Below are 14858 nucleotides of genomic sequence, written 5' to 3'. Positions count from 1 at the left end.
GACCGTATGGCCGGAACACTTCACGTGGGATGGAAGGATCGATGTCATGGAATACATCCGTTTGGGGAACAGTGGCCTGAAGGTGTCCCGGGTGTGCCTGGGCATGATGAGCTTCGGCGATCCCGAGCTCCTGGACTGGTTCGTCTCGGAGGAGCAGGCGGAGACGATCGTGCGGCGGGCGGCCGGGCACGGCGTGACCTTCTTCGACACCGCCGACATGTACAGCACCGGCGGCAGCGAGGTGATCACCGGCAACGTGCTGCGCCGCACGTTCGCCAGGCGCGAGGACTACGTGCTGGCCACCAAGGTGTTCTTCCCCATGGGTGAGGGGCAGAACGACGGCGGGCTGTCGCGCAAGCACATCATGGCCGCGATCGACGCCTCCCTGGAACGGCTCGGCACCGACTACGTGGACCTGTACCAGATCCACCGCTGGGACGAGGAGACCCCGATCGAGGAGACCATGGCGGCGCTGCACGACCTCGTGCGCTCCGGCAAGGTCCGCTACCTCGGCGCCTCCACGATGCGGGCGTGGCAGTTCGCCAAGGCCCAGCACGTGGCCGAGGTCAACGGGTGGACGAAGTTCGTCTCGATGCAGCCGCAGTACAACCTGCTCTACCGCGAGGAGGAGCGGGAGATGCTGCCGCTCTGCCGCGACCAGGGCGTGGGCGTTATCCCGTGGGGCCCGCTGGCGCGCGGCGTGCTGGCCAGGCCCGCCCAGGCGCAGGCCGCCACCACGCGCAGCGCCAACGACGGCCGCATCCCCGCCACCTACGAGACCGACAGCAACCGGGCGATCCTCGACCGCCTCACCCAGGTGGCGGCCGAGCGCGAACTGCCGCCCGCCCAGGTCGCGCTGGCCTGGCTGATGCACCAGCCGGGGCTGACCGCGCCGATCGTCGGCACCACCAAGCCGGCGCAGATCGACGACGCGGCCGCCGCTGTGGAGGTCAGGCTGGCGGACAAGGAGATCGCGTTCCTGTCCGAGCCCTACCAGGCGCGCGAGTACATGCCCTGACGCTCGGCGGGCGGGCCGTGAGGGTGGCCGTGAGGGCCGGCGTCAGCGCAGGTCCAGCAGCTCCACGGCCCGATCGCGCATCTCGACCTTGCGGATCTTCCCGGTGACCGTCATCGGGAAGCCGTCGACCAGGTGGACGTAGCGGGGGATCTTGTAGTGGGCCAGCCGGCCCGAGCAGAACTCCCTGACCGCCTCGGCCGTCAGCGGCTCGGCGCCGGGCCGCATGACGATCCACGCCATCAGCTCCTCGCCGTACTTGGCGTCGGGCACCCCGATCACCTGCACGTCGGCCACGTCGGGATGGGTGTAGAGGTACTCCTCGATCTCGCGCGGATAGACGTTCTCACCGCCGCGGATGACCATGTCCTTGATCCGGCCGACGATGTTGACGTAGCCCTCCTCGTCCATGATGGCCAGGTCGCCGGTGTGCATCCAGCGGGCGGCGTCGATGGACTCGGCGGTCTTGTCCGGCTCGTCCCAGTAGCCGAGCATCACCGAGTAGCCGCGCGTGCACAGCTCGCCCGGCTCGCCGCGGGGCACCACCAGCCCGGTCTCCGGGTGCACGACCTCGACCTCGAGGTGCGGCATCACCCGCCCGACCGTCTCGGTACGGCGGGCCAGCCCGTCCTCGCGCCCGGTCATCGTGGACACCGGGGAGGTCTCGGTCATGCCGTAGCAGATCGCCACCTCCTCCATGTGCATCTCCGCGACCACGCGCTTCATCACCTCGACCGGGCACGGGGAGCCGGCCATGATGCCCGTGCGCAGGCTCGACAGGTCGAACTCGGCGAAGTGCGGGTGTCCGAGCTCAGCGATGAACATGGTCGGCACGCCGTACAGGGAGGTGCAGCGCTCGCTCTCCACGGCCCGCAGCGTGGCCTCGGGATCGAAGCCGGGCGCGGGCAGCACCACGCAGGCGCCGTGCGAGGTGGCGCCGAGGTTGCCCATGACCATGCCGAAGCAGTGGTAGAGCGGCACCGGCAGGCAGACCCGGTCGGCCTCGGTGTAGCCGAGCCCCTCGGCGACGAAGTAGCCGTTGTTGAGGATGTTGTGGTGCGAGAGCGTCGCGCCCTTGGGGAAGCCGGTCGTGCCCGAGGTGTACTGGATGTTGATCGGGTCGTCGAAGGAGAGCGTGGCCGCGCGCTCGCGCAGCGCCGCCCGGTCGGCGCCGCGCCCGCGCTCCACCAGCTCGTCCCAGCCCGGCTCGCCGATGAACACCACCTGGTCGAAGCCGATCTCGGCCAGCATCGCCCGGTAGTCGCTGGTCTTGAACGCCACGGCGCTGACCATCAGCCGCATGCCGGACTGGCGGACCACGAAGTCCAGCTCGTGGCTGCGGTAGGCCGGGTTGACGTTGACCAGGATCGCGCCGATCTTGGCGGTGGCGTACTGCGTGAGCACCCATTCCGCGCAGTTCGGCGCCCAGATGCCGACCCGGTCGCCCTTGGCGATGCCCCTGGCCAGCAGGCCGAGCGCCACCTCGTCCACGGCGGCGTCGAACTCGGCGTAGGTCCAGCGCCGCCCGCTCGCCACCTCGACCAGCGCCTCGCGCTCGGGGAAGCGGGCCGCGGTACGTTCCAGGTCGTCCCCGATGGTACGGCCGAGCAGAGGAAGCGCGGAGACGCCGGACGCGTATGAGTCACCCATGACCGAAGCATCCGGCAGGCTCGGGGCCGCCGCTACCCCCGTTCAGGGGTGGCCGTGCCATGCTGGGGAGATGGTGGCACCACACCTTCTCCGTACGGCGCTGGCCAGGGTCCGGCAGGTGACCGGGCTGCCCGTGCTGTTCGGCGGCGCGGTGGGCGCGGCGGGCCGTACCGTGCGGCTGACCGAGACGGCGGGGACCACCACGGAGGCGCTGCGCGGGCTGGCCATCAGGGCCGGCAGCGGCCTGGGCGGGCGGGCACTGGTCACCGGCCGGGCGGGCAGCGTGGAGGACTACCTCACCGACGCGCGTATCAGCCACGAGTACGACCGGCCGGTGGGCGCCGAGGGCCTGCGGGCGATCGCGGCCGTGCCGGTGCTCGTGGGGGAGAAGGTCACCGGCCTGCTGTACGGCGGCATCCGCGAGCCGCTCACCATCGGCGCCCGCGTGCTCGACGCCATGGGCGCGATCGCCGCCAGGCTCGGCGTGGAGCTGGCCGTACAGGCCGAGGTGGAGCGGCGGATGGCCGCGCTGGAGACCGCCGCGATCACCCGGGCGGCCCGCGAGGCGCCGACGGGACCGGAGCGCGAGAACCTGCGCGAGGCCCACGCCGAGCTGCGCTCCATCGCCCAGGAGATCACCGACCCGGCCCTGCGCGAGCGGCTGCGGGAGGTGTGCGACCGGCTGGGCGCGCCGCACGGGCCGCCGCCCGCCGCGGGCCCGCTGTCGCCCCGCGAGCTCGACGTGCTGTCGCTGGTCGCGGTGGGCTGCGGCAACGCCGAGGCGGGCGAGCGGCTGGGCCTGCGGCCCGAGACGGTCAAGAGCTACCTGCGCAGCGCGATGCGCAAGCTCGGCACCCACACCAGGATGGAGACCGTGGTGGCGGCCAGGCGCGCGGGCCTGCTGCCCTAGGGGAGGGTGACCCAGCGCAGCGGGCTGTCACCGATGGTCTCCACGATCTCCTCCACCTCGAAGCCGACCGTGCGCTGCTCGCCGTTCCAGTCGGCGTGGGCGCGCCCGGCCAGCCGCAGCGTGTGTCCCTGCTCCCAGTCCACGAACAGCAGTCCCGCGGCCGGTTCGAGCTCCAGGTTCCCCAAGGTCAGGAACATGAAGTTGCCCCGATAGTCGTCCCAGCGCAGCCGTCCGGGTTCCGGCACCTCCACGAAGCCGGGCGGGCCGCCGCGGTGCGAGACGTCCGCGCCCTGGCCGTCCGCGCGGGTGGCGATGAAGAAGGTGTCGGCGCTCTCGATCCACCGCCGGTGCTCGCCGGTCAGCGCCGCGTGTCTTTCGGTACGGCGGGCCGTACCCGCAGGGGCCACCGAGTCGATCCGCCGGGTCACGATGTGCTTGGGGCAGTTCGAGATCACCTGGTCGGTCTCGATGACCAGGCGGCCCCCGTCGTGCCTGGCCGTGCCGTTGACCCGCATCCGCCGCCGCGTCCACGGCTCGATCGCCAGCGTGCCGATCTCCCCGTCGATCGCGAACGGCGCCTCGGCGTGTACGGCCAGCGTGGTCGCCCCGAGCGGTTCGATGAACCCGGGCTCGCCGGTCAACAGCCCGATCCGCGTGCCCGAGCCGACGACCAGCATCCGCTGCCGGCGCAGGAACTCCTTGGCCACCTCGGGCAGCTCGGGCCGGGCGCGGGCCGAGCCGAGCGGCTTGGTGATGCCCGCGCGCCGCTGCGCGGCCACCTCACCGGGATGGATGCCCATGGCTAGAAGAATCCGCAGGTCGGAGCGTCCTCGTGGGGAGCGGGGGCGGTCACGCCCGCGGACACGTAGATCTCCAGCCGGGTGCCGTCGGGGTCCTCGAAGAACAGCCCGCCCGACTCGCCGCCCGCACGGTGGGGGACGATGCCGCCGTGGCGGATGGAGATGCCCAGCTCGCCCAGCTTGGTCTCGATCGCCTCCAGTTCGTCGATGCCGGGCGCCTCGAAGGACAGGTGGTGCAGCCCGGGGCGTCCCGCGTCGTACCGTCCCGAGATCTGCTGCTGCCACAGCGTGAGCACGAGCTCGTCGGGCCGGCCGAGCCGCGCGTAGCTCCAGTCGTCGCCGTCGGTTCTGCCGTACAGGGTGAGGCCGAAGACCTGGCTGTAGAAGTCGATCGAGCGGTCGAGGTCGGTGACGTTGAGACCGACGTGCCCGGTCTGGAGTGCGGTCGCCACGAAGCGACTCCCTTCTAATGGGTGTGGCGCAATTCAAGCATTAGCCGCTAATGGGTGCAAGTGCGGGGTAGCATTAGCAGGGTGGTGCACCTCGCCGTCGACTTCGCCAACACCGTCCGCGCCTCCGCAGGGGACGCGCTGGCCGGCGCCGCCGGGCTGGCCGCCTGGCTGCGCGAGCGGCGCGCCGAGCTGGAGGTCCACCTGGAGGAGGCCGATCTGCTGGCGATCGGCGAGGAGGAGGCCGCCGCCGCCCGGCGGGCCCGCGACGCCGTACGCGCGCTGATGGCCGGCCGGGACGACCCCGGCGAGCACGTGCGCGCGCTCAACGACGCGGTGCGGGCGGCGCCGCGATGGCGCGAGCTGGCCTGGGGGCCGGCGCCGTCGGTCACCGCGCGGTCCGCGCACCCGCCCGTGCTCGCGGCCGTCGCCGAACTGGCCGAGCGGGCGATGCTGCTGCTGTCGGGACCCGACCGGGACCTGATCCGCCCCTGCGGGGCGCCGGGCTGCGTGCAGTTCTTCCTGAAGGAGCACCCGCGCCGCGAATGGTGCTCCACCGGCTGCGGCAACCGCGTGCGCGTGGCCCGCCACTACGCCCGCACCAAGGGCGCGTGATGCGCGTCGGCGTCCTGGGCCCGCTGGAGGTCACCGACGAGGGCGCGAACGTCGAGGTCGGCGGCGCCCGGCTGCGCGCGCTGCTGATCCGGCTGGCCCTGGACGCCGGACGCGTGGTCGCGGTCGAGTCGCTCATCGCGGCGCTCTGGCCGCAGGACGGCCCCGCCGACCCCGTGCACTCCCTGCACTCGCTCGTCTCCCGGCTGCGCCGCGCCCTGCCGGTGCCCGTCCGGCAGATCCCCGGCGGCTATGTCCTCGACCTCCCGCCCGACGCCGTGGACGCCCTGCGCTTCGAACGGCTGACCCGCCAGGGCCGCGAGGCGCTGCGCGCGGACGACCCGGAAACGGCCGCGCAACGACTGCGCGCGGCGCTCGCCCTCTGGCGCGGCGACCCGCTGACCGACGTGGCCGAGACCCCCTACGCGCTCGCCGCCGCCGCCAGGCTCCACGAGCTCAGGCTGACCGCGGCAGAAGACCGCGCCGCCGCCGAGCTGCGGCTGGGCGGCGACCGCTCCGGCCTGGTGGCGGAGCTGGAGGAACACCTCGCCGCCCACCCCCTGCGCGAGCGCCTGCAGGTCCTGCTCATCCAGGCCCTGCGCGCCACCGGCCGCCGTGCCGAGGCCCTCGCCGCCTTCGAGTCCTTCCGCGTACGGCTGGCCGACGAGCTGGGCGCCGACCCTGGCCCGGAACTGAAGGACCTGCACCTGGCGCTCCTGCGCGAGGAACGTCCCGCCCGGGGCAACCTGCGCACCCCGCTGTCCAGCTTCGTCGGCCGCGTCGAGGAGCAGGCGCACCTCGTCCGGCGCCTGCGCGAGCGCCGCCTGGTCACGCTCATCGGCCCCGGCGGTGTCGGCAAGAGCCGCCTGGCCACCCGGGCCGCGGGCGAGCTGGCCGCGGACTTCCCCGGCGGCGCCTGGCTGGTGGAGCTGGCATCGGTGACCGACCCCAACGCCCTGCCCCGGACCATCGCCACCACCCTGGGCCTGGACCTGGGCCCGCCGGGCGAGCCCGTCAGCCGCCTGGCCGACGCGCTGCCCGCGAGCGCGACCCTCATCGTCCTGGACAACTGCGAGCACCTCGTCGACTCCTGCGCCCGCCTGGTCGAGGACCTGCTCGGCCGCTGCCCGCACCTGCGCGTCCTGGCCACGAGCCGCGAGCCGCTCGCGCTGCTCGGAGAGGCGCTGAGCCCGCTCGCGCCGCTGCCCGCCGCCGACGGGGTGCGCCTGCTGGCCGAGCGGGCGGCGGCCGTACGGCCCGGGTTCACGCTGGGCGAGGACGACCGGGCCGCCGCCATGGAGATCTGCGCCCGCCTGGACGGGCTGCCGCTGGCGATCGAGCTGGCCGCCGCCCGGCTGCGGTACGCGAGCGTCGAACAGCTCGCCGCCGGGCTCGACGACCGCTTCCTGACGCTGACCGGCGGCAGCCGTACGGCGCTGCCGCGCCATCGCACGCTGCGCGCGGTCGTGTCGTGGAGCTGGGACCTGCTGACGGTGCCGGAGCGGGCGGCGCTCGAACGCCTCGCGGTCTTCCCCGGCGCGTTCACGCGGGAGGCGGCGGCCCGCGTGTCGGGGTGGGCGGCGGTGGAGGACTTCGCCGACCGGTCGCTGCTGCAGTTCGTGCCCGGGACGGGGCCGCGTTACCTGATGCTGGAGACGATCAGGGAGTACGCGCTCGAACGGCTCGCCGGGTCAGGCCGACTGGCGGCGGCCAGGGCGGCGCACGCCGCCTGCTTCGCCGAGCTGGCGGGAATCGCCGAGGCCGGATTGCGGGGGTCCGGGCAGCTCGCGTGGGTGCGGCGGCTGCGGGACGAGCGGGACGACCTGCTGGCGGCGGTGCGCTTCGCCGTCGACTCCGGGGACGGGCCCACCGCGTTGCGGCTCGGAGCCGGGCTGGGCGTGTTCTGGACGATCACCGAGGATCCCGGCCAGGCCGCCGCCCTGCTGCGCGGGGTGCTGGAGGTGGCGCCGGATCCGGGCGTGGCGGCGGCGTACCTGCTCAACCTGGTGCTGGCCGCGAACGGCGAGCGCGCCAAGGACGAGGCGGACGGGCTGCTCGCGCTGGCGGCGGGCTGCGCGCGGCCCGCGACCAGGGCGCTGATCGAGGCCATGGTCGCGCTCATCACCGGCGATCCCGTGCGCGGACTGGCCGCGATCGAGGCGGGCCTGCCCCGGGCCGAGGCGTGGGATCGGGCGCTGCTGTGGTTCGTGCGGTCGTTCCTCGACGGCAGCCTCGGTGACATGGAGGCGATGCGCGCCGATCTCGGCCAGGCGGCGACGGCGTTCCGCGCCTGCGGCGAGCGGTGGGGACAGGCCACCGCGCTCAGCTACCTGGCCTTCGCCCGCAACACGCTCGGCGAGTTCGAGGCGGGCGTCGCGGCGCTGGAGGAGTCCATCGGCCTGGCCCACGACCTCGGGACCGGCGACGGCCGGCGACTCTGGCTGGCCACGGTCCGCTGCCACACCGGCCAGATCGCCACCGCCCGCGCGGAACTGCTCGACGTCCTGGCCGGGGACCCGCCCGCCCACCAGCTCGCGCTCGCCCACGTCCACCTCGCCAACCTCGCCCGCTACGACGGCGACCTCGACGCGGCGGAACGGCACCTGTCGGCGGCGGCCGGCCACCACGCCGCCGGCCGCGACCCGGCGCTGCCCGTGCTCCACCTGCTGGGAAGCGCCGAGCTGGCGGTGGCCAGAGGCCGGACGGCGGGGCCCTGCCTGGCCGAGGCGTTCGACCTCGCCGTGCGGACCTGGGACATGCCGCTGGTGGCCATGGCCGCGGTCGCCGTGGCCTCCGCCCGCCAGGCCGCCGACGCCACGCAGGCCGCCGGCCTGCTCGGCGCCGCGCACGCCCTGCGCGGCGGCCCCGACGCCCGCCACCCCGACGTCGAACGGCTCGCCCGCGCCCTGCGCGCCGAACTGGGCGAGCCCGCCTACCACGCGGCCTACGAACCCGCCCGCCGCCTCGACCGCGCCCTCGCCCTCGCCCGCGTCAGGGCCGCGCTCGCGCACACGGGCTGAACGCTCCTGCGAGCGAGCTGTGGGCGCTCTGCGAGGACCGCCCGGCACCGTGGTCGCCATGACGTACGCGTTCCAGGCGGAGGGCCTGGTCAAACGGTTCGGCAAGACGACGGCGCTGGCCGGCGTCGACCTGGCGGCCCGGCCCGGCACGATCCTGGGCGTGCTCGGCCCCAACGGCGCGGGCAAGACCACCGCGATCAGAGTGCTGGCCACGCTGCTGCGCCCCGACGCGGGCCGCGCCGAAGTGGGCGGCCTCGACGTCGTCCGCCACGCCGCGCGGGTCCGCGAGCTGATCGGGCTGACCGGCCAGTACGCCTCGGTGGATGAGGACCTGACCGGCACCGAGAACCTCGTCCTGCTCGGCCGCCTCCTCGACCTGCGCAAGCCCGAGGCGGAGCGGCGCGCGAGCGATCTGCTCGACCGCTTCGGCCTGACCGAGGCCGCGGGCAAGCGGGCCCGAACCTACTCCGGCGGCATGCGCCGCCGCCTCGACCTGGCCGCCGGGCTGGTCGGCGAGCCGAGCGTCGTCTTCCTCGACGAGCCCACCACCGGACTCGACCCCGGCCGCCGCGAGGACCTGTGGCGCATGATCCGCACCATCGCCGACGGCGGCGGCACAGTCCTGCTCACCACCCAGTACCTGGAGGAGGCCGACGCCCTGGCCGACGAGATCTGCGTGATCGACCACGGCAGGGTCATCGCCCACGGCACCCCCGCCCAGCTCAAGCAGGTCGTCGGCGGGCAGACCATCGTGGTGCGCCCCAAGGACCCGGCCCAGCTCGCCCGCGTCTCGGAGCTGACCGCCAAGGCCACCGGCCGCGAACCCGCCGGCGCCGCCGGGGTGCTGACCGTCGCCGTCGACGGCGGCGACGCGTTCACCGCCGTCGTCCACGCGCTGGCCGCGGCCGAGATCGAGGTCGCCGAGCTGTCGCTGCGGCTGCCCAGCCTGGACGAGGCCTTCTTCGCGCTCACCGGAGCCGCGTGATGCCCTTCGCCCTGCTACGGCACAGCCTGCTCCTGGCCGGGCGCGGCCTGCGCAAGACGCGCCGCAACCCGGGCATCCTGTTCGACGCCCTCTTCCTGCCGGTCGTGTTCCTGCTGATGTTCGTCTACCTGTTCGGCGGGGCCGTCGCCGGGTCGCCGCAGGCGTACCTGCAGTACATCTTCCCCGGCACGCTGGTGATGTCGACGCTCATGGCCGGGCTGCTGTCCACCGGCGTCAGCCTCAACGTCGACATCAAGAAGGGCGTCTTCGACCGCTTCCGCAGTCTGCCCATCGGCCGCTCCGCGCCGCTGCTCGGCTCCGTCGCCGGCGACCTCATCAGGTACGGCGTCGCCCTCGTCACCCTGTTCCTGCTCGGCTACCTGATGGGCTTCCGCGTCCAGACGGACCTGGTGTCGGCGCTGGCCGCCTGCGGCCTGGCGGTGACCCTCGGCTTCTGCATGAGCTGGATCAACGTGCTCGTCGGCGTGCTCATCAAGGAGACCTCGGTCGTGCAGAGCGTCGGCTTCCTGGGCATCTTCCCGCTGGCCTTCGGCACCAACATGGTCGCGCCCACCGAGACCCTGCCCGGCTGGCTCCAGGCGTGGGTCAACGTCAACCCCGTCACCCACGCCATCGAGGCCACCCGCGGCCTGCTTCTCGGCGGCCCCGTCGCCGCCGCCGCGAGCACGACCCTCATCTGGTCGGCCGGCTTCCTCGTCGTCTTCGTCCCGCTCGCCGTCGTCGCCTTCAGGAGGCGTAACCCATGAACATCCTCGAATTCGGCTCCCTCGACCCCATGGCCCCGCTCGACGACCTGGAACCCCTGCTCGACCTGGTCGGTGACGCCCGCGTGGTGGCGATCGGCGAGAGCGCGCACCACGTGCGCGAGTTCTACCTGCTGCGCCACCGCCTCCTGCGCCTCCTGGTCGAACGCCGCGGCTTCACCGTCTACGCGCTGGAGGCCCCGTACACCGACGCGCACGCCATCGACGCCTGGGTACGCGGCGGCCCCGGCACCGTCGAGCAGGTCGCCTCCTCCGGCATCGACCACGGCATGGGCGACTGCCGGGAGATGCACGACCTGCTGCGGTGGATGCGCGCGCACGAACGCCCGCTGCGCTTCGCCGGCTGCCTGGCCGGCGCCCCGCGCACGGCGCTGCGCGAGGTCGCCGCCCATATGAAACAGGCGGATCCGGACGCCTTCCCGCTGGCCGAGCGGGCCTTCCGGCTGGCCGGCGGGGAGCGCGAGGTGCCCAGCATGAAGGCCGTGCTCGACCACGCCCGCCGCCCGGCCGAGGCGCAGGACGAGCTGACGCTGGCGATCAGCCGCCTGCTGGCGCGTATGGAGACGATGGCCGGCTACCAGCGCGGGCAGGGCCGCGCCGCCGAGCACGCGGCGGCCTTCCAGCACCTGCGCAACGCCTGGTATCTGGACCTCGGCTACCGCGACCTCGGCGGGCGCGGCCTGGCCGTCGGCACCGCCTGCCTGGACGCCTTCGGCGCGGAGAGCGTGCTGCGGCTGGTCGAGGACGGCGCCCGCGTCGTGGTCGCCACCCACAACACCCACATCCGCAAGACGGTCATCCAGCACGAGGGCGACTTCGGGCTGTTCCCGCAGGGCTACCACCTCGACCAGGCGCTCGGCCGGGACTACGTCGCCATCGCCGCCACCAGCCTGGGCGGGCGCACCTCGGCGGGCCGGGTGGCGCCCGATCATCCCCTCGGCTTCGAGGCGGCCGACGCCGACCTGCCCCCGCCGGCCGAGGGTTGCGTCGAGACGGTCTTCGACGGGCGGGCGCCGCTGGCGATCGCCGACCTGCGCGAGCAGGACCCCGCGGCCTTCACCCGGATCCGGATGCTGGACTACTTCATGGACGTGCCCGTGGCCCGCGCCTTCGACGCGGTCGCCTGCGTCCCCGAGACCCGGCCGGTCTAGAGGGCGAGCCAGGTGGACCAGTCGACGCCGGGGTCGGGGCCGAACAGGTGGTGGGAGGCGATCATGGGGCCGTGGAAGCCGCGCATGAACCGGTACAGGGCGGTGGGGGTGCGGACGGCGAGGTTCTGGGAGTTGACGAGGTAGACGACTCCTTCCTCGCCGGCCAGCCGTACCCGGTCGCCGTGGGCCGCGGGGTGGGGCAGGCCCAGCTTCTTCGCCAGCGCCTGCCAGGCCTGGTCCCAGTCGGGCACGGGCGGGCCGAAGACGGTGAGCGGGGTGGCGGTGCGGCCGCGGAAGTGGGTCAGGTACTCCACCAGCGTGGCGAAGAACAGCTCCAGGCCGCCCGACATCGCCTCGAACTCGTCCTGCCAGTCGTCGCCGGGCAGGAAGCCGCTGGTGACGGCGCGCAGGACGGTGCTGCCGCCGGCCTGCGCCTCGATGAGGAACTCGTAGGCGACGAAACGGCCGTCGGGGGCGGTTTCCGTGCCGTGGGCGAAGCGGGCGCCCGGCTCGGCGGCGGTGATGCGGGTGGTGGGGGAGTAGTCCCCGAACACGGTGGTGACGGCGCCGTCGGCCACCTGGTTGCGGCCCATGAACCAGGAGTCGATGCCGGGACCGGTGGCGATGGCCGCCCAGATCTCCTCCGGCGTGGCGGGCACCTCGGCCCGCCGGTCGATCTCGAACTCGTGGCCCATGCTCACGACTCCTTGGTGCTGGGGTGGACGGCGACCACGATGCGGTGCGGCCGTCCCGACTCGGCCTCCTCGTCGTGGTACTTCGAGACCAGGGTAGTGACGGCCCGCGTCAGCTCCTCCGCGAACGCCGCCCGCGCCGCTGGGGTGGCGAAGCGCACCTCGCCGTCCAGCGCGAACGTCGCCACCCGCTTGCCCGCCCTGGCCGAGCCCGTGATCAGCGCGCCCACGTCACGCACCAGCCGCGCGGCCAGCGCCAGCAGCCACCGCGCCGACAGCCGGTCGGGTGACTGGGCCGGGTCGGGCTGCACGGCGGCCAGCGCTGCTGGCGAGATGACGTAGGAGGCGGCGGTGGCCCGCAGCAGCCGTTCGGTGGCGTTGCCCTTGCGTCGTTCCTCGACCAGTTCGACCAGGCCGTGTCGTTCGAGCGTGCGCAGATGGTAGTTGACCTTCTGCCGCGGCAGCCCGACCCGGGCGGCCAGCATCGCCGCCGAGGCGGGCTGGGCCAGCTCGGCCAGCAGCCTGGAACGCATGGGGTCCAGCGACACCTCGGCCGCGGCGGGGTCCTCGATCACGGTCACGTCGAACATGTCCTCACCATCTCACCGACAAGAAAAATTGACAAGACGGTGGAGGTTGTCGGCGAGCTACCAGGCGTACGCCTCGGGCGCCGGGCCGCCGGGCCCCGGGAAGAGGGCGTCCAGCGCGGCCAGCCGTTCCTCGTCCAGCCTGATCGACAGGGCGCCGAGCGCCAGCGTGAGCTGCTCGACCGTGCGGGCGCCCACGATCGGCGCCGTCACGCCCGGCTGGTGCAGCAGCCACGCCAGGCCGACGGCCGCGGGATGCTCCCCGATCTCATCACACAGCCGCTCGTAGCGTTCCACCCGGTCCCTGTCCTCGCGCAGCCCCGCCTCCGCACGGCCGGCCCTGCCCCGCGCGATCTCCCGCTTGCGCAGGATGCCGCTGAGCAGGCCGCCGTGCAGCGGGCTGTACGGCAGGACGCCGATCCCCAGCTCGCGGCAGGCGGGCAGCACCTCAAGCTCGATCGTGCGCCGCATGAGGCTGTAGATGCTCTGCTCGGCGACGAACCCGAACTCGCCGAGCCGCTCGGCCACCATCTGCCCGCGCACGATGTGCCAGGCGGCGTGGTTGCTGGTGCCGAAGTAGAGGACCTTGCCCTGCCGGCGCAGCAGCGACAGCGCGGACCAGATCTCCTCCCACGGCGTCGACCGGTCGACGTGGTGGAGCATGAAGAGGTCGAGGTGGTCGGTGCCGAGGCGGCGCAGCGACTCCTCACACGCCCGGCGCAGGCGCCGCGCCGACAGCCGGATGTCGTTCACGCCCGGCCCCATCGCCCCGTACGCCTTGGTCGCCAGCACGATCTGGTCGCGGCGCGCGGGCGTCTTGGCCAGCCAGGACCCGATGATCTCCTCGGTCCTGCCCTTCTCGGGCTCCAGGCCGTACACCTGCTTGTTGGCGTCGGCGCCGTAGACGTCGGCGGTGTCGACGAGGTTGACGCCGCTGTCCACGGCCAGGTCGAGCAGCCGGTGCGAGGTGGCCTCGTCGGTGAGCGGGCCGAAGTTCATGGTGCCGAGCGCCAGCCTGCCGACCTGGAGTCCGGAGCGGCCGAGGTGGATGTAGTCCATGGTCATGCTCCGAACCGGGCGGGGGAGAAGGCGGACAGGTCGAACTCCGTGCCGCCGTCCAGGGCGAGCTGGGCGCAGATCTGGCCGACGGCGGCGGCGTGCTTGAAGCCGTGGCCGGAGAAGCCGCCCGCGAACACCACCCGGCCGCCGGAGCCGACCGGGCCGATGACGAAGTCGCCATCGGGGCTCTTGGAGTTCATGCAGGCCATGGCCTTGCTGACGCGCGGCAGCAGGCCGGGGAAGGCGCCGGCGCAGTACTCCTCGATGGGCTTCAGGTCCTCCGGCGACGGCTCGCGCCAGTTGTCCTCCGGCCGTTCCAGCCACGCCTTCTTCGCCCTCGGGCCGCTGATGCCGACCTTGACGCCGGCGCCGTCCACGTCCGGGATGCCCCAGCCGTGGGCGGAGTGGCTCTCGCGCACGAACGTCGGGAACCGGTCGGGGCGGTAGTCCGCCGCGTCGCCGCGCGCCCTGAACCACGACAGGCACGAGCGCTGCGTGCGCAACGGCAGCGACACCTCGGGCATGAGGCCGAGCGTCCAGGCGCCGGAGGCGAGGATCGCCCTGGCCGCGGTGAACTCCTCCCCGTCCACGGTGACCGCGACGTGCCCGTCCGCCACGCGCAGCGCCGTGACGGGCACGCCGGTGCGGATGTCGGCGCCCGCCCGCTCGGCCGCGCGCACCGCCGCCGTGACGCACGCCTCGGGCCGCAGCGCGCCCGCGCCGGGCTCGAAGATCGCCACATCGTCGTCCAGTACGGCATGCTGCGGAAAACGCCCGCGCAGGTCGTCAGGCGTCAGCCACTCGTAGGCGACCTCGCCCGCGGCGGCGCTGGCCAGCGCGTCCTCGATGAGCTCACCGCCGTCGGTGCCGATCACCAGGCCCCCCGACGGCACGAACAACCGCTCCCCGCCCCGCTCCAGCTCCTTGACCAGCTCCAGGGAACGGCGGGCCAGCGGCACGTACTCCTTGCCCTCGAAAAGGATCTGCCGGTAGATACGGGACCCGCCGTGCGAGGACCCCCGCGCGTGACCGATCCCGAACTGCTCCACACCGAGGACCGAGGCGCCCCGCGAGGCGGCCTGCCAGGCGGCCATGGACCCCATGGCCCCCAGCCCGATCACGATGACGTCTCTCATGGATGTG

14 protein-coding genes are annotated in these 14858 nt (G+C 73.6%); 7 read left to right on the top strand and 7 right to left on the bottom strand.

Translation table 11 applies throughout. From position 1 onward, the window contains the following. Nucleotides 1–46: 46 nt before the first annotated feature. Nucleotides 47–1018, top strand: a complete 972-nt coding sequence (locus ACIBEJ_RS06240) for an aldo/keto reductase (protein ID WP_397181529.1) — start codon at nucleotides 47–49, stop codon at nucleotides 1016–1018. A gap of 42 nt (nucleotides 1019–1060) precedes the next feature. Here ACIBEJ_RS06240 and ACIBEJ_RS06235 read toward each other — a convergent pair whose 3' ends face one another. Beyond that, nucleotides 1061–2665, bottom strand: coding sequence for an AMP-binding protein (locus ACIBEJ_RS06235; protein WP_397181528.1), 1605 nt, complete (start codon nucleotides 2663–2665; stop codon nucleotides 1061–1063). A 70-nt stretch (nucleotides 2666–2735) separates the two neighbouring features. On the opposite strand from ACIBEJ_RS06235, the gene ACIBEJ_RS06230 reads away from it, so the two are divergent. Beyond that, a complete protein-coding gene (locus tag ACIBEJ_RS06230) occupies nucleotides 2736–3575 on the top strand; it encodes a LuxR C-terminal-related transcriptional regulator (RefSeq protein ID WP_397181527.1) in 840 nt (279 codons plus the stop codon). Here the strand turns inward: ACIBEJ_RS06230 and ACIBEJ_RS06225 are convergent. Together ACIBEJ_RS06225 and ACIBEJ_RS06220 are read right to left on the bottom strand one after the other, a co-directional pair. Next, a complete protein-coding gene (locus ACIBEJ_RS06225) occupies nucleotides 3572–4375 on the bottom strand; it encodes a pyridoxamine 5'-phosphate oxidase family protein (RefSeq protein WP_397181526.1) in 804 nt (267 codons plus the stop codon). The genes ACIBEJ_RS06230 and ACIBEJ_RS06225 overlap by 4 nt on opposite strands. A 2-nt stretch (nucleotides 4376–4377) precedes the next feature. After that, entirely contained in the window at nucleotides 4378–4827 is a 450-nt protein-coding gene (locus ACIBEJ_RS06220) for a VOC family protein (RefSeq protein WP_397181525.1), read from the bottom strand. Nucleotides 4828–4908: 81 nt separating this feature from the next. On the opposite strand from ACIBEJ_RS06220, the gene ACIBEJ_RS06215 reads away from it, so the two are divergent. Genes ACIBEJ_RS06215 through ACIBEJ_RS06195 form a run of 5 tightly spaced genes read left to right on the top strand, consistent with a single transcriptional unit; the run spans nucleotide 4909 to nucleotide 11377 of the window. Beyond that, a complete protein-coding gene (locus ACIBEJ_RS06215) occupies nucleotides 4909–5439 on the top strand; it encodes an ABATE domain-containing protein (protein WP_397181524.1) in 531 nt (176 codons plus the stop codon). Further along, nucleotides 5439–8456, top strand: coding sequence for a BTAD domain-containing putative transcriptional regulator (locus ACIBEJ_RS06210; protein WP_397181523.1), 3018 nt, complete (start codon nucleotides 5439–5441; stop codon nucleotides 8454–8456). Before ACIBEJ_RS06215 ends, ACIBEJ_RS06210 begins: the two co-directional genes overlap by 1 nt. A 58-nt stretch (nucleotides 8457–8514) precedes the next feature. After that, nucleotides 8515–9441 carry an ATP-binding cassette domain-containing protein gene (locus ACIBEJ_RS06205; protein ID WP_397181522.1) on the top strand — a complete coding sequence of 309 codons (927 nt, stop codon included), beginning with the start codon at nucleotides 8515–8517 and terminating at the stop codon, nucleotides 9439–9441. Beyond that, nucleotides 9441–10208, top strand: coding sequence for an ABC transporter permease (locus tag ACIBEJ_RS06200; RefSeq protein ID WP_397181521.1), 768 nt, complete (start codon nucleotides 9441–9443; stop codon nucleotides 10206–10208). The genes ACIBEJ_RS06205 and ACIBEJ_RS06200 overlap by 1 nt, the downstream gene beginning before the upstream one ends. After that, nucleotides 10205–11377: an erythromycin esterase family protein gene (locus tag ACIBEJ_RS06195; RefSeq protein WP_397181520.1), complete on the top strand. Its 1173-nt coding sequence runs from the start codon at nucleotides 10205–10207 to the stop codon at nucleotides 11375–11377. Before ACIBEJ_RS06200 ends, ACIBEJ_RS06195 begins: the two co-directional genes overlap by 4 nt. On the opposite strand, the gene ACIBEJ_RS06190 is transcribed toward ACIBEJ_RS06195, so the two are convergent. Genes ACIBEJ_RS06190 through solA form a run of 4 tightly spaced genes read right to left on the bottom strand, consistent with a single transcriptional unit; the run spans nucleotide 11374 to nucleotide 14851 of the window. After that, nucleotides 11374–12072 (bottom strand): SRPBCC domain-containing protein, encoded by a 699-nt coding sequence (locus tag ACIBEJ_RS06190; protein WP_397181519.1) that lies wholly within the window; start codon nucleotides 12070–12072, stop codon nucleotides 11374–11376. The two genes, ACIBEJ_RS06195 and ACIBEJ_RS06190, sit on opposite strands and share 4 nt — an antisense overlap. Before the next feature lie 2 nt (nucleotides 12073–12074). After that, the gene (locus ACIBEJ_RS06185) at nucleotides 12075–12659 is read right to left on the bottom strand and encodes an ArsR/SmtB family transcription factor (protein WP_397181518.1); all 585 of its coding nucleotides are present in this window, start codon (nucleotides 12657–12659) and stop codon (nucleotides 12075–12077) included. 57 nt (nucleotides 12660–12716) lie between these two features. Next, nucleotides 12717–13715 carry an aldo/keto reductase gene (locus ACIBEJ_RS06180; RefSeq protein ID WP_397181517.1) on the bottom strand — a complete coding sequence of 333 codons (999 nt, stop codon included), beginning with the start codon at nucleotides 13713–13715 and terminating at the stop codon, nucleotides 12717–12719. A gap of 2 nt (nucleotides 13716–13717) precedes the next feature. Then, the gene (gene solA, locus ACIBEJ_RS06175; protein ID WP_397181516.1) at nucleotides 13718–14851 is read right to left on the bottom strand and encodes an N-methyl-L-tryptophan oxidase; all 1134 of its coding nucleotides are present in this window, start codon (nucleotides 14849–14851) and stop codon (nucleotides 13718–13720) included. Between the last annotated feature and the right edge of the window lie 7 nt (nucleotides 14852–14858).

The organism is Nonomuraea sp. NPDC050790, assembly GCF_044456745.1.
Lineage (GTDB): Bacteria > Actinomycetota > Actinomycetes > Streptosporangiales > Streptosporangiaceae > Nonomuraea.
Note: the sequence above shows the minus strand (reverse complement) of the source record. Positions and strands in the feature narration are given on the sequence as shown.